This is a genomic window from Streptomyces sp. AM 4-1-1 (assembly GCF_029167625.1).
In the GTDB taxonomy this organism is placed as follows: Bacteria; Actinomycetota; Actinomycetes; order Streptomycetales; family Streptomycetaceae; genus Streptomyces.
This window is the reverse complement of record NZ_CP119145.1, coordinates 5085572-5102728: the sequence shown is the minus strand read 5'-3', so window position 1 is coordinate 5102728 and position 17157 is coordinate 5085572. Positions and strand designations below refer to the sequence as shown.

General features: G+C 71.0%; 18 protein-coding genes. 5 read left to right on the top strand and 13 right to left on the bottom strand.

The window, feature by feature from the left end; genetic code table 11:
• Positions 1-7: 7 nt before the first annotated feature.
• Both PZB75_RS21755 and PZB75_RS21750 read right to left on the bottom strand, forming a co-directional pair.
• Positions 8-469 (bottom strand): molybdenum cofactor biosynthesis protein MoaE, encoded by a 462-nt coding sequence (locus PZB75_RS21755; RefSeq protein ID WP_275536977.1) that lies wholly within the window; start codon positions 467-469, stop codon positions 8-10.
• 81 nt (positions 470-550) lie between these two features.
• Positions 551-1711 carry an SDR family oxidoreductase gene (locus PZB75_RS21750; RefSeq protein WP_275536976.1) on the bottom strand — a complete coding sequence of 387 codons (1161 nt, stop codon included), beginning with the start codon at positions 1709-1711 and terminating at the stop codon, positions 551-553.
• A gap of 192 nt (positions 1712-1903) precedes the next feature.
• Between PZB75_RS21750 and PZB75_RS21745 the strand changes: the two genes are divergently transcribed.
• Together PZB75_RS21745 and PZB75_RS21740 are read left to right on the top strand one after the other, a co-directional pair.
• On the top strand, positions 1904-3454 hold the full coding sequence (locus PZB75_RS21745) for a zinc-dependent metalloprotease (protein WP_275536975.1): 1551 nt from the start codon (positions 1904-1906) through the stop codon (positions 3452-3454).
• Entirely contained in the window at positions 3451-4041 is a 591-nt protein-coding gene (locus PZB75_RS21740; RefSeq protein ID WP_275536974.1) for an NUDIX hydrolase, read from the top strand. The genes PZB75_RS21745 and PZB75_RS21740 overlap by 4 nt, the downstream gene beginning before the upstream one ends.
• Positions 4042-4193: 152 nt before the next feature.
• Here the strand turns inward: PZB75_RS21740 and PZB75_RS21735 are convergent, their stop codons facing one another.
• The 4 genes from PZB75_RS21735 to PZB75_RS21720 all read right to left on the bottom strand — a co-directional run bounded on the left by PZB75_RS21735 (position 4194) and on the right by PZB75_RS21720 (position 8046).
• Positions 4194-4949: an AIM24 family protein gene (locus PZB75_RS21735; RefSeq protein WP_275536973.1), complete on the bottom strand. Its 756-nt coding sequence runs from the start codon at positions 4947-4949 to the stop codon at positions 4194-4196.
• Between the two features lie 19 nt (positions 4950-4968).
• Entirely contained in the window at positions 4969-5649 is a 681-nt protein-coding gene (locus PZB75_RS21730; RefSeq protein WP_275536972.1) for an AIM24 family protein, read from the bottom strand.
• Between the two features lie 11 nt (positions 5650-5660).
• Positions 5661-7316: a TerD family protein gene (locus PZB75_RS21725; RefSeq protein ID WP_275536971.1), complete on the bottom strand. Its 1656-nt coding sequence runs from the start codon at positions 7314-7316 to the stop codon at positions 5661-5663.
• 106 nt (positions 7317-7422) lie between these two features.
• Positions 7423-8046, bottom strand: coding sequence for a M48 family metallopeptidase (locus PZB75_RS21720; protein ID WP_275536970.1), 624 nt, complete (start codon positions 8044-8046; stop codon positions 7423-7425).
• Positions 8047-8329: 283 nt separating this feature from the next.
• On the opposite strand from PZB75_RS21720, the gene PZB75_RS21715 reads away from it, so the two are divergent.
• Together PZB75_RS21715 and PZB75_RS21710 are read left to right on the top strand one after the other, a co-directional pair.
• Positions 8330-9475 carry a ThiF family adenylyltransferase gene (locus tag PZB75_RS21715; RefSeq protein ID WP_275536969.1) on the top strand — a complete coding sequence of 382 codons (1146 nt, stop codon included), beginning with the start codon at positions 8330-8332 and terminating at the stop codon, positions 9473-9475.
• Between the two features lie 41 nt (positions 9476-9516).
• A complete protein-coding gene (locus PZB75_RS21710; RefSeq protein WP_275536968.1) occupies positions 9517-11190 on the top strand; it encodes an AarF/ABC1/UbiB kinase family protein in 1674 nt (557 codons plus the stop codon).
• A gap of 135 nt (positions 11191-11325) precedes the next feature.
• On the opposite strand, the gene PZB75_RS21705 is transcribed toward PZB75_RS21710, so the two are convergent.
• From PZB75_RS21705 to PZB75_RS21680, 6 genes are all read right to left on the bottom strand, one after another.
• A complete protein-coding gene (locus PZB75_RS21705; RefSeq protein WP_275536967.1) occupies positions 11326-11529 on the bottom strand; it encodes a hypothetical protein in 204 nt (67 codons plus the stop codon).
• Positions 11530-11663: 134 nt separating this feature from the next.
• On the bottom strand, positions 11664-12023 hold the full coding sequence (locus PZB75_RS21700; RefSeq protein ID WP_275536966.1) for a hypothetical protein: 360 nt from the start codon (positions 12021-12023) through the stop codon (positions 11664-11666).
• A complete protein-coding gene (locus tag PZB75_RS21695) occupies positions 12020-12388 on the bottom strand; it encodes a WhiB family transcriptional regulator (protein ID WP_275536965.1) in 369 nt (122 codons plus the stop codon). The genes PZB75_RS21700 and PZB75_RS21695 overlap by 4 nt, the downstream gene beginning before the upstream one ends.
• 171 nt (positions 12389-12559) lie before the next feature.
• Positions 12560-12886: a hypothetical protein gene (locus PZB75_RS21690; RefSeq protein WP_275536964.1), complete on the bottom strand. Its 327-nt coding sequence runs from the start codon at positions 12884-12886 to the stop codon at positions 12560-12562.
• A gap of 165 nt (positions 12887-13051) precedes the next feature.
• Positions 13052-15259, bottom strand: a complete 2208-nt coding sequence (locus PZB75_RS21685; RefSeq protein ID WP_275536963.1) for an ATP-dependent DNA helicase UvrD2 — start codon at positions 15257-15259, stop codon at positions 13052-13054.
• Positions 15260-15263: 4 nt separating this feature from the next.
• Positions 15264-15521, bottom strand: coding sequence for a hypothetical protein (locus tag PZB75_RS21680; RefSeq protein WP_275536962.1), 258 nt, complete (start codon positions 15519-15521; stop codon positions 15264-15266).
• On the opposite strand from PZB75_RS21680, the gene PZB75_RS21675 reads away from it, so the two are divergent.
• Complete coding sequence (locus PZB75_RS21675) at positions 15520-15777, top strand: glutaredoxin domain-containing protein (protein WP_275536961.1); 258 nt, start codon at positions 15520-15522, stop codon at positions 15775-15777. The genes PZB75_RS21680 and PZB75_RS21675 overlap by 2 nt on opposite strands.
• Positions 15778-16187: 410 nt before the next feature.
• Here PZB75_RS21675 and nudC read toward each other — a convergent pair whose 3' ends face one another.
• Complete coding sequence (gene nudC, locus PZB75_RS21670; RefSeq protein WP_275536960.1) at positions 16188-17135, bottom strand: NAD(+) diphosphatase; 948 nt, start codon at positions 17133-17135, stop codon at positions 16188-16190.
• Between the last annotated feature and the right edge of the window lie 22 nt (positions 17136-17157).

Below are 17157 nucleotides of genomic sequence, written 5' to 3'. Positions count from 1 at the left end.
TCCGCGCTCAGCAGGCGCCGACCCATTCCTCCGTACCGTCGGAGAATCGTTGGTGCTTCCAGATCGGGACCTCGTGCTTGAGGTCGTCGATCAGCTTCCGGCAGGCGGCGAAGGCGTCGCCCCGGTGCGGACAGGAGACGGCCACGACCACCGCTGTGTCCCCCACCTCCAGTTCACCCACACGGTGGACGGCCGCCAGGGCGCGGACCGGGAACTCCGCGACGACCTTCTCGGCCACCCGGCGCAACTCGTCCTCCGCCGACGGGTGACACGAATAGCCGAGCGCGTCGACGTCCTGCCCGCTGTCGTGGTTGCGCACCGTGCCGACGAAGAGAGCGGTCCCCCCCGCCGCGGCGTCGCCGACGGCACGGAAGACCTCGTCGACCGACAGCGCCGTGTCGCGGATCGCGAGCAGCCGGATCGGGTCCTGTGCCGCCTGCTCGCCGGGGTGGTCGTGGATGTCTGCCATGCGCCCCATCGTGCCGCACCCCGCCGGCATCCCCGGAATCGCCTGTCAGACCGGCGAGGCACACCGCGCGCGACGACGCGGTCAGATGCGCCGGCGCGCCTTGCGGGCCCTGCGCACCAGGGCCGCCGTACCGAGCAGGGCGACGGTCGCGCCCGCGGCGCCCGCGGCGGTGGCGTCCTTGCGGCCGAGGCGGCGCCCGGCGACCGTGTGCCGGCCCTCGACCTCTTCGAGGAGCGCGCCGAGCACTTCCTCGTTGGTCCACCGGGGACGCCAGCCCGCGTCGTGCAGCCGGCTCACACTGACCACCCAGGGATGCATGGTGTACGCGAGGTCCCCGGCCGGGGACGGGGTGAGACCGATCCGGTGCAGCCGGGCGGCGGCGCCGAGGGCGACGGCCGACGGCAGTTCCATCCGGCGGACCCCGCTCAGCTCCTCGACCTCCTCCTGCTCCAGCCAGCCGTCGCAGCCGACCGCGAACTCACCGTCGATCTTCTCCAGCGCCGCGTACTCAAGAGCGGTGACCAGATCGTCGACATGGCAGAACTGCCAGGTGGGGCGCGATCCGGCGACCACGAGCAGGCGCGGTGACTCGAAGTACCTCGTCAGGGCCGTGTCCGTGCCGCCGACGAGGACGGTGGGACGGACCACGGTGACGTGCAGACCGGGGTGGGCACGCGGGGCCCGGCGGCCGAGCCGTTCGATCTCCAGGAGGTCGCCGACCCCGGTGGCCTCGGCGGTGGCGCGCAGTTCCGCGTCCTCGGAGAGCGGGATGTCGTTGTCGGGCAGCGCCCCGTACACCATGGCGGAGGTGCACAGCACGACCCGGTGGACGCCGACGGCAGCGGCGGCGGTCAGCACGGTCTGGGTGCCGCGGACGTTGTACGCGGTCCGGGTCGCCGGATCGGTGTCGAGGCCGAGGTCGAGTGCCAGGTGGACGACGACGTCGGCGCCGCGGAGCTTCTCCACGATGGCGGGGTCGCGCACGTCCAGGATGTGCCACGTCGCGTCGGCGACCTCACCGCGGCGCTCGTCGATGGCGATGACCCGCTTGATCTCCTCGGAGGCCGCGAGGCGGGCGGTGAGCAGATCGCCGACACCGGTCGCGGCTCCGGTGACCGCGACGACGGGGCCCCGCTTCCTGGAGCGGGGCCCGGAGGGTTCGGCGGATGTGCGGGGGTTGATCTCGGGCGGGGCTTCGGTCGGGTTTCGCGCTGCGCGAACCTGCGGATCTGGGGAACTCACCGGGCGTCTCCAGCGGTTGTCTTCAGTGCGTACGCGAATGACGCGTGCGTACCAGGTGGCGTCCATCCTGCCGCAGGCCGGGAGCCGGCGGAGCACTGAGGCCGTGAGCGGGCTTCGGTGTCTACGCTGGAAGGTGATGTCGGGCAGCCGCCGTCGGTTCCGAGCCGGCGGCCCAACGAGCCGAGGAAACCCGTGAGTGACACCCCATTCGGATTCGGCCTTCCGCCGGAGGAGCCGGACGACGGCGACGAGGGCAAGAAGAAGGACCCCACCGGAAGCGGGCGGGGGCCCGGTGACCCGGCGAGCCCGTTCGGCTTCGGACCGGGCGCGGGCGGCGACAACCCGTTCGCGGCGATGTTCGGCAGCATGAACCCCAACGACCTCGGTGCCGCCTTCCAGCAGCTCGGCCAGATGCTGAGTTACGAGGGCGGTCCCGTGAACTGGGACATGGCGAAGCAGATCGCCCGCCAGACGGTCTCGCAGGGGACCCCGGACGGCACCAAGGACGCCAGTGTGGGGCCCTCGGAGCGGTCCGCCGTCGACGAGGCGCTGCGGCTGGCCGATCTCTGGCTGGACGGTGTGACCTCGCTGCCCTCCGGTTCGGTGTCGACCGTGGCGTGGAGCCGCGCGGAGTGGGTGGAGGCGTGCCTCCCCGCGTGGCAGCAGCTGGTCGACCCGGTGGCCGAGCGCGTCGGTCTGGCCATGGGCGAGGTTCTGCCGGAGGAGATGCAGGCCATGGCGGGCCCGCTGATCGGCATGATGAGGTCGATGGGCGGGGCGATGTTCGGTCAGCAGATCGGACAGGCCGTCGGGGTGCTGGCGGGCGAGGTGGTCGGTTCGACCGACATCGGCCTGCCGCTGGGCCCGGCGGGCAGGGCCGCGCTGCTTCCGCTGAACATCGCGCAGTTCGGCAAGGACCTCGGCGTGCCGCAGGACGAGGTCCGGCTGTACCTGGCGCTGCGCGAGGCCGCGCACCAGCGGCTGTTCGCCCATGTGCCGTGGCTGCGCTCGCACCTCTTCGGTGCGGTCGAGGCGTACGCACGCGGTATCAAGGTCGACACCAGCAAGCTGGAGGACGTCGTCGGCCAGTTCGACCCGACGCACCCCGAGCAGCTGCAGGACGCCCTTCAGCAGGGCATGTTCCAGCCGGAGGACACACCGGAGCAGAAGGCGTCGCTGGCCCGGCTGGAGACGGCGCTCGCGCTGGTCGAGGGCTGGGTGGACGCCGTGGTCCACGAGGCGGCGAAGTCGCGGCTGACCTCGGCGGACGCCCTGCGTGAGACGCTGCGCAGGCGGCGCGCTTCGGGTGGCCCGGCCGAGCAGACGTTCGCCACGCTCATCGGGCTCCAGCTGCGTCCGCGCAGGCTGCGGGACGCCTCGCGGCTGTGGGCCTCACTGACGGACGCGCGGGGCGTGGACGGGCGCGACGGTCTGTGGGAGCACCCGGACATGCTGCCGACCGCGCGGGACCTGGACGACCCGGACGGTTTCGTGCACCACGAGCAGATGGACTTCTCGGAGCTGGACAAGATGCTGGGCGAGGCGGCGTACGGCACGGGGAAGCCCGTGACGGACGGCGGCGAGGACGGCGAGAACGACAAGGCCGGGAGCGCAGGCGGCGGGGACGCCAAGGACGCCGGGAAGGGCGGGGACGCCGGGGCGGCCGGTCCCGGGGAGGACGGTGCGGGCGGCAAGGGCGGCAGCTCCGACGGCGAGGACGGCAGGGGGGACACGGACCGGTGAGCCTGCACGACGACGCCGTACTCGCGCTGAAGGAGTACGACACCGCCGGGGTGACCGGCCAGGACGAGCTGCGGGACGCCTACCTCGCCCATCTCGCGCGCCATCCGGACGCCATGTGGAAGGCGTGCGGGGCCGGGCATCTGACCGCCAGCGCGCTGGTGATCGACCCGGCCCGCGACCGGGTCCTGCTGACGCTGCACAGGAAGCTCCGGATGTGGCTCCAGATGGGCGGGCACTGCGAGCCGGAGGACACCTCGCTGGCCGCCGCCGCGCTGCGTGAGGCGACCGAGGAGTCCGGTATCGGCGGTCTCACGCTGCTCGCCCCGGCGCCGGGCGCGTCGGGCACGGTCGGCGCCGGGCCGGCCGCCGGACCGGTGCGGCTGGACCGGCATCCGATTCCTGCGCCCTGTCACTGGCACTTCGACGTGCAGTACGCGGCGCTGGCCCCGGCCGGTGCGAGCGAGCGGATCAGCGACGAATCGCTGGACCTGCGCTGGTTCGCGTACGACGAGGTGGCCGGGGTGGCCGACGAGTCGGTCGTGCGTCTGCTGGACCGCACGCGTGCGGCACTGGGCCTGCCTCGCTGATCCGGTTCCCGTGTCTGATCATTCGCCCGGTTGCGTGACGGGTGGCTGAGGGCGGCCTCTCCTCGACGCGTCGAGGGAGGCCGCCCTCGGCCGTGACCGGACGAGGGGACGAGGACGGGGGACGCGAGTGGACGGGGGACGAATGGACGGGGTCAGTTCCAGGCGTTGTTCTGGTTCTGGCCGTGGGCGCCCTGCTGCCCCACGCCGAACTGTGCCCGGATGCCCTGCCCGATCTCCGCGCCCTGCGGTGGCAGCACCTCGCTCGGCTGGACGAGCGCGAAGCCCTGGCCCAGGAAGCTCAGCTCCCAGCCCTCGCCGGTGCTGCCGCGCCGTCGCAGCACGCCCGACGAATGCGTCTGCGCCTGCATCTGCACACGCAGTGAGGTGGACCAGGCGACGATCGCGTCGGCGTCCGCGCTGACGTACTTCTCGGGCGTGACCTGCATCGTCAGCGGCTGCCCCGACGTCATCAGCGCGACCTTGCCGGAGCCGGAGATGTTGAGCTGGTACTTCCCCGTGCCGGAGACCCCGTACTGGCTGTCCACGGCGATGATCTCGGTGTGCAGCGACGAGTCGAGCGCCAGGACGTAGGCGCTGTCCACCGTGATGCCGTCGTGGTCGACGTCCAGGACGTGGACGTACTGAGCGAGGTTGGCGAAGTAGACCGTGCCCTGCCCGGAGCAGCGCATCAGCTCAAGACCCTCACCGGTCGTCGCGTGGGCGCGGCGGCGGCCGTGCGACTGGTACTCCCCGTCGAACTCCATCAGCCCCTGGTAGGCGACCATGGCTCCCTTGCGGGCCAGCACGTCGTCACTGCCGGTCAGCGCGACCCGCAGGAGCTGCGGGTTCTGCAGGGTGTAGCGGTCCTGGGACTGCTGTTCCGTGTAGTTGAAAAGCGGGCTCTGCATGATGTGTTCTCGCTCCCCCTCAGTTCCGGACCCGCATGCGATCGGTACTGTCCTCGCTCGGCTGTACGACGACGATGCCCTGTCCGGAGAACGCCATCTGGTACGCCTCCCCGCTGCCCCGCCCGATGAGCGAGCCCGCCTTGAAGCTGCGCTTGCCCTTCACCTTGAGGTTGGGGGACCACGCGACCAGCGCGTCCGGATCGACATAGGTCTCGTCCTCGCCGCTTCCGCAGTCGACGACGATCGGTGTGCCGCGCGAGGTGATCGCGACCCATCCGGTGCCGCGCACCGCGACGTTCCACAGGCCCTGGCCGGCGAACTTGGCGAGGCCCTTGACCCGCTCCACGCCCCAGGTGAGATGGCTGTCGAAGGCGAGCAGATTGGTCCCGTTGACCGAGAGGGCGTCGTCGTTGAGGTTGATGACGACCACGTCGGCGCCGTAGTCGGCGAGGTAGAGGAGCCCGTCGCCGGAGCACTTCATGAGGGGCGTGCCCTCCCCGGTGATCCACTGGGAGGCGATCTGACGGACGGCGGGCGGGTTCGGCTCGTACTGGATGAAGCCCTCGTAGGCCACCATCGAGCCGGCGCGTGCGTACAGGTCCTGGCCGGTGGCCATGGCGACCTTCAGCATCGAGTGGCCGTGGTTCTCCATCCGGGCGGTGACCGGGGTCGGGGCGTAGCCCGCGAGTTGCTGGTTCATGACGGGCTCCCTCAGACCTCGTAGGGCTGGACGACGATGAAGTTGCCGGGTGCTCCCCGGAACTGGAGGTTCACGGTCTCCCCGCTGTGCCCCGGATACGCGTTGCGGCGCAGCCGGACCTGGCTGGAGATGATCACCTGGGAGCCCGACGACCAGGCGACCACGGCATTGCAGTCGGCGAAGGTGGTCGGGGTGACCGGCAGGACGACCGGGACGCCGTGGGTCTTGACGACGACCGTGCCGGTGCCCTGGAACTGCATGGTGAACAGGGCACCGCCGGGGATGCCGTGCCCGTCGATCCTGCGCACCTCGTGCTGAAGGGTCTCGTCGAACGCCAGGACGTTCTCCGCGGAGACGCAGATCCCGTCGCCCTGGAGCTCGATGGTGTGCAGATGGGCTCCCTCGTCGGCGAGGAAGACCTGGCCCCGGCCGGTACAGCGCATCAGCTGCATCTCCTGGCCGGTGGCGTTCCCGACGACGCGGCCCATGAACCCGGCGCCCTTGTAGCCGAAGTCGACCTTGCCCTGGTACATCACCATGCTGCCCTGGCGGGCCAGCACCGGTGTGCCCTCCACGGTCAGGTCGACCCGCATGAGCTGCTGGTTCTGCGGAGTCCAGCGCAGACCGGTCGGCGCCTCCTTGTACAGCTGAAGGGCGGCCTGGAGACCGGCTCCCGTCGGCGGGGCGCCCTGGGGCACTCCCTGGTGCCCGCCGGGCGGCATGCCCAGGGGCGGGCCCGGGGGCTGCTGTCCGTACGGGGGCGGCGCGGCCTGGCCCGGGACCTGCCCGAACTGCGGCGGCTGCTGTTGCTGCGGCATGCCGTACGGAGGCGGGGCGGGCTGCGGGGGCGGCACCGCGCCCGCGGGCGGCACGAGCGGCGCCACGATGGTCGGCGCGGCGTGCATCTGGGGGCTGAGGGGCGGGGCGGGCGCGGGCGGAGCGACGGGGGCACCGAAGGACGGGGCGGGCTGCGGCGCCTGAGGCATGTGAGGTGCTGGGGGCGCCTGGGGCGGTCCGGCGGGCGCACCGAAGGACGGGGCGGGCTGCGGGGCCGCGGGGGGTGCGAAGGCGGGAGCGGGTGCGGCGGGCGGGGCGAAGGCCGGGGCCGCCGGCTCGGGCTGCGGGGCCGCGGGCTCGTCCTCGGCGACCTCGCCGCCGAAGTTCCGCAGCAGCGCTTCCAGGCCGCCGTCGAAGCCCTGTCCGACGGCGGCGAACCGCCAGACGTCCTTCAGATAGATGTCCCCCAGCATCACGGCGCGCTCGGTGGTGAACTCCGATCCGGTGAACGCGTACCGGGCGACTTCCTCACCGCCCGCGACGATCCGGATGTACCCGGGGCCGACCTGTGACATCTGGCCCGCGCCGTCGATGGTCGCGGTGAACGAGAGCTTGTGGATGTTCGCGGGGATGCGGTCGAGCGTGACCCGGAACGACTCCGTGTCGCCGGCCTGGGCGCCGAGCAGCTGGATGGACTCCTCGGGCGATTTCACCTGGTTGAAGAAGATGAAATAACGGTCGTCCGACAACTGCTCGGCGGCGTCGAGGCCGAAACAGCTGATGTCGAAGGTCAGTCCAGGACCTGCGATCTGCACACCCACGTACAGATCCGTCCCCGGCGTGAGGTCACTGATCTTGGCCTTGTGGCCGCGTTGGAATTCCTTGGCCATGCGTAACGACCGTCCCCCATCCCGAAGGTGAATACGTCGCGTCAGGCTAACCGCAAACGCCGACAGCGGGTGAAGTCGGTACACATCCGGTACAGAACGCCGGACCTCACTCTTCCCTGGCGGCGGGCAGGTGCGGGAGCCGGTCGGCCGCCACCACGCCCTCCAGGTAGCCACGGGCCCGTTCGGTACGCGGATAGGCGTCGAGGAGCCGCCAGAAACGCGGGCCGTGCCCGGGGACGAGCAGATGCGCGAGTTCATGGAGGAGTACGTAGTCGACCACGTACTCCGGCATGCCCTGGAGCCGGTGCGAGAGGCGGATGCTGCCCTCGGCGGGGGTGCAGGAGCCCCAGCGGGTGTTCTGGTTCGTGACCCAGCGCACGGACGCCGGACGTGCCCGGCCCCCGAAATACTGGGCGGACAGCCGCTCGGCGCGTTCCGCCAGTTCGCTGTCGCCGAGCAGCCGTTTGCTCTCCTGGGCCGCCAGCTTGTCGAGCATGACGTTCACCCAGCGCTGTTCCTCGGCCTCCGACATCCGGGCGGGAATCAGCACGATCGTACGGTCGCCCTCGCGGTACGCGGAGACCGTCCTGCTGCGGCGGTTGCTTCTGCGTACCTCGACCGCGCTCGTCGCGGAAGCGCGCGGCGGATGGCTTGCCGCACTGCGCTGGCTTTTTCCGGGGCGGCGCGAGGGAGTCCCCCCGGCGAGGCCGGATGACGGGTCGGCGGGCACGCCTCGACGTTACCCGCTGTCAGTGGGGGAAGTCCCGCCTCCGGCGCGGTTCGGCCTTGATCCACTTCATGACATGCACCATTTGAACGACTAATACCGTCCCCTGTGGATAACTTTCCGCACGGTTCGCCACCGTCGGCGCATTCTGGCAACGGACCGGAGAACGGCCGACGAACACGCCTTGAGGCGCGTTCCTGGACGGCTTCCGAGCAGTTGTCGACCGGCTCCGGAACAGGATCTTTCGGATCGCGGGCCACGGCCCGCTCACGGACGGGGAGCAGTCATGCATCCGATGTTGAAGCCCGCCCTCCGCCGGGCCTGGCGCGGACGGCACACCGTGCAGTTCGGGGTCACCCCGGCCCACGCGGTGACGTTCGGCCCGCTCGACATCGCCACCGGAAGTTTCCTGGACCTGCTCGACGGGACGCGCGGTCCTCAGTTGTTGCGCGAGGAGGCGCGGGCCCTGGACCTGTCGGACCGGCACGTGGAGACGCTGGTGGCGCGTCTGTCGGCGGCGGGTCTGGTCGACGACCCGAGGGCGGGCGGCCCGGAGGCGGAGGCCCTGCGGAACAGAACCGGCGCGATGGACCGGCTGCGCCCCGATCTCGCCTCGCTCTCCGTGGTGCAGCCGGAGCCGGGCGGAGGACTGCGGCGACTGGCCGCCCGGCGTGCCATGCGGGTGCAGGTGAGAGGTGCGGGACGGGTCGGTGCCGCTGTGGCGGCGCTGCTGTCCGGTTCCGGGGTGGGCCGGGTCGAGGTGCTGGACGGGGGCCGGGTCGAGCAGTGGGACGTCGCGCCGGGCGGGCTCCCCGCGTCGACAGTCGGTGAGCGCAGGGACACAGCGGCCCGGCAGCTGGTGCGCCGGTCCGCGCCGGCCGGGCTCCCGAGGACGGACGAGGTCGGCTGCGGGCCCGCGTCCGCCGAGCCGGGAGTGTCACTGATCGTGGTCGCCCCGAGGGACGGGCTCGCGGTGTACGCACCCGATGTGGCCGTCGCGGAACCCTGGATCACCTCCGGCACTCCTCATCTGTACGCGGGAGTCGTCGAGGCGACCGGGATGGTCGGCCCGTTGGTCCTGCCGGGTGGTACGGCCTGTGCGGGCTGTCTGGATCTCGGCCGCGCGGACCGGGACCCGCAGTGGACGCGAATGCTCTCCCAGTGGCGGTCCGGCCGACGGGAAGCCGTACAGGCCTGCGACCTGGGGCTGGCGGCGACAGTGGCCGGCCTGGCGGCGGCTCACGCGCTGTCCTTCCTCGACGGCGAACTGCCCACCAGTACCGGGACCCGCTGGGAGACCGCTCTGCCGCTGTTGGACTGGCGCGCGGAGCGGATCGCGGCACACGACGGCTGTTCCTGCCACGCGGGTGTGCACACTGAGAGAAAGCGCACCCCCGGGGTCGGTGCGGCGCGCGACACAATGGCTGGGTAACCGCCGCGTGCGGCACGGCAGTCTGGGAATTGGAGGGGCTCATGTCTGATCTTCCCCGGAAAGCGGTCACCCGTACCGCGAAGTTGGCCGCGCTGCCACTGAGCTTCGCCGGCCGCGCCACCTGGGGCCTGGGCAAACGGATCGGCGGCAAGCCCGCCGAGATCGTGGCCCGTGAGCTGCAACAGCGCACCGCGGACCAGTTGTTCAAGGTGCTCGGTGAGCTCAAGGGCGGGGCGATGAAGCTCGGGCAGGCGCTGTCCGTCTTCGAGTCCGCGCTGCCCGAGGAGGTGGCCGGGCCCTACCGTGCGGCGTTGACCAAACTCCAGGAGGCGGCGCCTCCGATGCCGACCCGCACCGTGCACGCGGTCCTGGCGGAGCGGCTGGGCGATCAGTGGCGAGAGCTGTTCCTCGAATTCCAGGACAAGCCGGCCGCCGCCGCCTCCATCGGGCAGGTGCACCGGGCGGTCTGGCACGACGGCCGGGACGTCGCGGTGAAGGTGCAGTATCCGGGGGCCGGTGACGCGCTGCTCTCGGACCTGGCCCAGCTGAGCAGGTTCGCGAGGGTGCTCGGTCCGCTGATGCCGGGGATGGACGTCAAGCCCCTGATCACGGAGTTGCGGGACCGGGTGTCGGAGGAGCTGGACTACGCCCTGGAGGCGCAGGCGCAGAGCGAGCACAGGGAGGAGTTCGCGGACGATCCGGACGTGGTGATCCCGGCCGTGGTCCATCACTGCGACCAGGTGCTGGTGACGGAGTGGATGGACGGAATTCCGCTGGCCGACGTCATCACGGACGGCACTCAGCCGCAGCGGGACCGGGCGGGCCAGCTCCTGGCACGTTTCCTGTTCTCCGGCCCCGCCCGCACCGGCCTGCTCCACGCGGACCCGCACCCGGGCAACTTCCGGCTGCTGCCGGCGACCGGCACCGAGGACGACACGGCGGACTCCGCGAGTGCGGCGGACGACGACGGCACGCGGTGGCGGCTGGGGGTGCTCGACTTCGGGACCGTGGACCGGTTGCCGGGCGGGCTGCCTCAGCCGATCGGTGACTCGCTGCGGCTGACGCTGGAGCGGGACGCCGGGGCGGTGTACGGGAGACTGCGCGCGGAAGGCTTCGTCAAGGAATCGATCGACCTGGACCCGGAGGCGGTGCTGGACTACCTCCTGCCGATCATCGAACCGGCACAGGCGGAGGAGTTCACGTTCAGCCGGAGCTGGCTGCGCAGTCAGGCGGCCCGGATAGCGGACCCCCGGTCACCGGCCCATCAGCTGGGCAAACAGCTGAATCTGCCGCCCTCCTACCTGCTGATACACCGGGTGACGCTCAGCACGATCGGGGTGCTCTGCCAGTTGGGCGCGACGGTACGGCTGCGCGACGAACTGGAGGCATGGCTTCCCGGATTCCTTCCGGGCCTTCCGGGCCTTCCGGGCCTTCCGGACGAAGGCACTGGGGAAGGCGAGGGACACGAGCCGCGCGAGCGGGGCGGGGAGGCCGGGTCGCACATGGCTGGGACGGAGGCAGAGCCGGAGCCGAAGGCGCAGTCTGGCTCGGAGACGGAATCGAAGCCGGAATCGGCCCTGGAGACAAGCTCGGGCTCGGAGACGGGCTCGGAGACAGTGCGAAAACCCGGGTCGGAGGCGGAAGCCGGCTCGGGACCCCAGCGAGGACCGGCCGAGGGGACGGCCTCCGAGGGGAAGGCGACGGTGACACAGTGACCAGGCGGACGCGTACCGGCACGGCTGCCGAAGCGCAGGGCGTCGGACCCTGGTCGGCCGTTGGTCCGGCAGCGGCCATACGGGTGGGCAAGGGACGTCCCGGGGACATGCTCGGTCGGTGAGTGGTGTGGTTCGTCACCACCAGGCCGGGTCCAGTCGGCCCTCGATGGCTCTGAGGTGGGCCCGGCCGCAGGCGTCGCAGAGGTACCGGCGATCACCGTTCTCCATGGAGCAGACCCACGTCGCCGGCGGGGTCCCGGCGTCGGGGGCCGCACCACACCGGGCGCAGACCACACCGTCGGTGTCCGGCCGGTCCGGCTGATCAGTCTCCTCGTCCATCCGGTGACCGTAACCCCGCGGTGGCGCCGCCGCGGGCGGAACGCACCGCGGGGCCGGTCCGAGTGGACCGGCCCCGCGGATGAGACATGGCATGCCGACCGGGCAGAGCGGTTGCCCGGCGGCGCACCGTCTTCTCAGTGCATGACCGCCATGGCCAGTGCACGGCGGGCACGCAGAGAGGCGCGTTCGGCGCGACGCTGCATGCGGCGAGCGGCGACCAGGCGCACGGCCTGGCGTTCCGCGTCCGCTTGCCTGAGGCGATCGTGCATATGCGCACGCGCCATGGCTTCTGGGATGAGTTGCATCTCACGGGTCCTGTTCTGGCGCGAATCGTTCGCGCCGATGATGGTGACGTCCTGGGTCGCGGAGCCGGCAGGCTCGCTGGTGGGGAGGGTCATCGGTGTCTGCTTTCGGGGATCGTGGGTGAGGGGACGGTCGATGGTTCCGATACGTCTCAGGAGCTGGGGGGCCGAGGCTCCCAGGCCGGAGGTCACGCCGCGACCGGGTTCTTGCGCGGACGGCCACGAGGCCGCTTCCGGGCGACGACGACGCCCTGGATGAACAGTTCGCCACCCCAGACGCCCCACGGCTCGCGCCGCTCCTTGGCGCCCGCGAGACATGCCTCCATGAGCGGACAGGTACGGCAGAGCGACTTGGCGTACTCGACGTCCGCCGGCGACTCCGCGAAGAAGACCTCCGGGTCGTAGGAGCGGCAGGGAACGGGAACGCCGAGGTTCTCGATGGCGTCGTCGAGCGCGGTGAGCGCGGTGAGGGGGAGCAAGGTGGAGTCCTCCGTGGGGCCGGGCGGGGTGATCGTTTCGGAAGGCGGTACGGACGGGGCGTGCGCTTCGAGTTGCACGGTGGTGATGTCCTCGTCTGGTCGTCCCGGCTTGTCGCCGGGTGGCGGCTGGTACCCGGTGCTGCTGGTCCCGAGGCTCCTTCGCTTCGTCTCATCCGTTCGGACAAAACAAAAGGGCCGCGAATCCCGGGTGGGGTTCCGCGGCCCTGAAGGCGCCGGCCTGATTCTCGATCAGGCTGGATCACTCCAGGGTTCAGGCCCACGGAAGGCCCACATCGTGTGGTGCTGTGTCGTCTGCTTCGTGGCTCCGGCACCGACGGCCGCAAAGGCATAGGCCGCCTGGGCCTGTCCCTTCACTACTGCTGCTGCCGGTGCCTCGGTCGGTCGCTCATTGCGCTTCCGCTCGGGGAAGCTCGCCAGGGACAGCGGGCTGCCGACGGAGAGGCCGGACACACCGGTGCCACGAAGAGCGGATTCCGAGGAACGCAGGAGGCCGAGCGAGCAGGCGGAGACGACCGAGAGATCGGTCATTTTGTCGGTCTTGATGATGCTGATCACAGGAATCGCCTCCTCTCGGCGTCTCAGGGGACCGGCCGGAGCCGGTCCTGCGTATTCGGATAAGTACAGCACGGAACAGGACTTCGGAGAAGCCGCTGTTGCCGTGGTTAAGAACCTATGGTGATGACTGGGGCGGGCGCAAACTATTTTTCCGACGAGTTTTCCTCACACGCCGTCGGCATCGCCACCAACCTCCTCACCTGCGCAAATGGTCAGCACATCGGCGCCGAACCGGGTCAGCTTGCGGCTGCCGACCCCGGCGATCCCTGCCAGCTCCCCCTCGCTGCCCGGGACCGCTTCGGCGATGGCCATCAACGTTTTGTCGGTGAACACGCAATAGGCGGGCTGTCCCAGCAGCTTCGCCTGGCCCGCACGCCACTCGCGCAGCCTCTCGTGCAGCGCCTCGTCCATGTCGGACGGACAGTCCTCGCACCGCATCAGCTTCATCTCGCCGGCATCCGTGAGGGTCTGCCCGCAGACCCGGCAACGGACGGGGCCGCGGCGCTTGCGCCTGATCCCCGCCGCTGTGCGCTCCGGGCCACCGCCACCCACACCGCCTGCTCCGGCGTTGAAGGCTCCACCGGTGCCCCGCGCGCCCACGGCGGCCGATCCCGGGCGCAGTCCGCTGAGAAAACGCGTCGGACGCCTGCCGCCACGCCCGCCCGGTGAGCGGGAAAGGGACCAGGAGAGCGAGAGGTGGAAGCGGGCACGGGTGACACCGACGTAGAGCAGACGGCGCTCCTCCTCGATCTGCTCGTCGGTCTTGGCGTACGCGATCGGCATCATGCCCTCGGTCAGGCCGACCAGGAACACGGCGTCCCACTCCAGGCCCTTCGCCGAATGCAGGGAGGCCAGCGTGACGCCCTGGACGGTGGGGGCGTGCTGGGCGGCGGCGCGCTCGTCCAGCTCCGCCACCAGGTCGGACAAAGTCGCGCCGGGCTTGGCCTGTTCGAAGTCCTCGGCGAGGCGCACCAGTGCGGCCAGCGACTCCCACCGGTCCCGCACGGCCCCGGAGCCGGTGGGCGGCTCGGTGGTCCATCCCTTGGTGGACAGCACCGCGCGCACCTGGGAGGGCAGTCCCTGGGCGTCGTCGAGCAAGGAGTCGTTGCCCCCGGCGCGGGCCGCTCCGCGCAGGGCGACGCCCGCCTCGCGTACCTCCGCGCGCTCGAAGAAGCGCTCGGCGCCCCGTAGCTGGTAGGGCACACCCGCGTCGGCCAGCGCCTGCTCGTACACCTCCGACTGGGAGTTCACCCGGTAGAGCACGGCGATCTCACCGGCCGGGACACCCGCGGCGATCAGGTCGCGGATGCGGCGGGCGGTGCCCTCTGCCTCGGCGGGCTCGTCCGGGTATTCGAGGTAGCCGGGCTCGGGGCCCCGGTCGCGCTGGGAGACGAGTTCCAGCCGGTGTTCGGCCGCGCGCCCCCTGGCCTGACTGAGCAGCCCGTTGGCCAGGTGGACCACCTGGGGCGTGGAGCGGTAGTCCCGGACGAGCTTGACCATGGTCGCGTCCGGGTGACGGGTGCGGAAGTTCAGCAGGTGATCCGGGGTGGCTCCGGTGAACGAGTAGATCGTCTGGCTCGCGTCACCGACGACGCACAGGCTGTCCCGCTCGCCCAGCCAGAGGTCGAGCAGCCGCTGCTGGAGCGGGCTCACGTCCTGGTACTCGTCGACCACGAAGTGCTGGTACTGGCTGCGGACGTGTTCGGCGATGTCGTGCCGGTCCTGGAGGATGGCGACGGTGAGGAGCAGTACGTCCTCGAAGTCGATCACCGACCGGTCGCGCTTCAGCTGTTCGTACGTCGCGTAGATCTGGGAGGTCTCGGCGGGGTCGCGCGGGGCGTCCCTGCGGGTCTTGGCGACGACGGCCGGGTAATCGGCGGGGACGGTCTGGGTGACCTTGGCCCATTCGATCTCGCTCGTGACGTCCCTGAGCTCGTTGCGGTCGAGCCGGACACGGCAGCGCGCCGCGGCCTCCGCGACCAGCTGGACCTTGCGCTCCAGCAGCCGGGGCAGCTCTCCACCGACCGCTTTCGGCCAGAAGTACTGGAGCTGGCGCAGAGCGGCGGAGTGGAAGGTCCGCGCCTGCACCCCGCCCGCACCGAGCTGGCGCAACCGTCCGCGCATCTCGCCCGCCGCCCGGTTGGTGAACGTGACGGCGAGCACGCTCGTCGGCTGGAGAATCCCGGCCCGCACCCCGTAGGCGATGCGGTGCGTGATCGCCCGCGTCTTGCCCGTGCCGGCTCCCGCGAGCACGCACACCGGACCGTGCAGGGCCGTGGCGACCGCGCGCTGCTCGGGATCGAGCCCGTCGAGGACGGCGTCGGCGGAGTCGGGGACCTGCGGGACGAGGGTGGAATGCGTTGCTGCTGTCACCCCTTCATGCTGCCAGGTCGGAAGGGACCGCCGACGGGTCCGTCCACAGGGACGGTATGACTGTCGTATCGATACCCACGTCGATACCCATGTCGATACCCGTATCGATGCCGGTCGGCCGGAGCGGGACGGGAATGGCTGCCAGGTCCCGTACGTTCGTCTGGGTGCGGGAACGCGTAGGCGACACCCGCTGAAGCACTTCTTCGGTTTGCACGGCTTCGGCTTGTGCAGCGAGACGGACGAGACAGAGGACGAGAGACATGCCGGGCACTGTGACGATGTACAGCACCACGTGGTGCGGCTACTGCCGTCGGCTCAAGGGGCAGATGGACCGCGAGGGCATCCCCTACACCGAGATCAACATCGAGCACGACCCGGCGTCCGCCGCCTTCGTCGAGAAGGCCAACGGGGGCAACCAGACCGTTCCGACGCTCCGGATCGTGCCCTCCGGCGGCGGCCCTGAGGTCGTCATGACCAACCCGAGCCTGGCCCAGGTGAAGCAGGCCCTCGGCGCCTGAGTTCGAGCACTCGGAACGGCCGACCTCGTACGGACCGAGTGCGGATCGCGGTCGGACCGAGGTCGGACCGCGATACGGGATCGAGCGCGGGAATCGACCGCCGGGGTCGACCGTACGGGCCGGACCGGTGCGACGACGTGACGAGGAGGGGCCCCGGACGTTTCCGGGGCCCCTCCTCATGTCCGGAGCCTGGCGCGGATTCACCCAGGGACGAGCGCGACTCAGCGGAGTCGGGCGCGGATCGGCGGAGTCGGGCGCGGATCGGCGGAGCCGGGCGCGAATTCACCAGGAACAAGCGCGGATCGGCAGGGTCGGGCGCTGTTCGACCGGGGACGAGCACGGACTGGCCGGAGGCGGCGCGGGCTGTCCGGGGCCGGGCGCGGAGCCCTGCGCGAGTGACGTCGGCCGTCTCAGCCGTTCGCACCGGGACGTGGCAGCGGCTTGCCGTACCAGAGCTCGATCAGCCGGGAGGCGATCGAGATGCCGAACGGGGGCAGGACCTCGCCCGACTCGAAGGCCGCCTTCAGGTCCTCGCGCGAGAACCAGCGCGCCTCCTCGATCTCCTCGCCGTCCACATTGATCTCCGACGTCGTCGCCCGCGCCATGAAGCCGAGCATCAGGCTGGACGGGAACGGCCAGGGCTGGCTGGCGACATACTCCACCTCGCCGACGACGATGCCCGCCTCCTCGAAGACCTCCCGTGCTACGGACTGCTCGATCGACTCCCCCGGTTCGACGAAGCCCGCGAGAGTCGAGAAGCGGCCCTCCGGCCAGTGCACCTGGCGGCCGAGCAGCGCGCGGTCCTGGTCGTCCGTGACGAGCATGATCACCGCGGGGTCGGTACGGGGGTAGTGCTCGGCCCCGCATGCCTGGCAGCGACGGATGTGTCCGGCCGCCGCGATGACCGTGCGCTCGCCGCAGCGCGAGCAGAAGCGGTGCAGACGCTGCCAGTTCTCCAGGGCCACCGCGTGCGCCATCAGACCGGCGTCCCGGGCGCCCAGCAGCAGCCCGGCCTCCCGCAGCCCCGCCGGACGGGCCGGCTGGTCCATGCGGCCCGGCAGGGTGTCCTTCTGGAGAGCGAAGTAGCGGACGCCGTCCTCGTCCGTGCCGAGGAAGTACCGGTGGGTCTCGGTGAGCGGGGCCTCGAACGCGGGGGTCATGACGATCGCGGTGTCGCCGTCCGCGCGTTCGTCGATCAGCACCTGCCCGCCGGAGACGACGAAGACCCTGGTCGTGGGGTGGCTCCAGGCGGCGGCCAGCCATGCCTCGTCGAGACGGTGGTGGGCGGAGCGATCGATTCCGCTGGGCGCGGTAAGACCGATCGGACGGTCTGCGGTGACGTTGTCGAAGGTACTCACAGGTGCTTCCCACTCCCCCAGG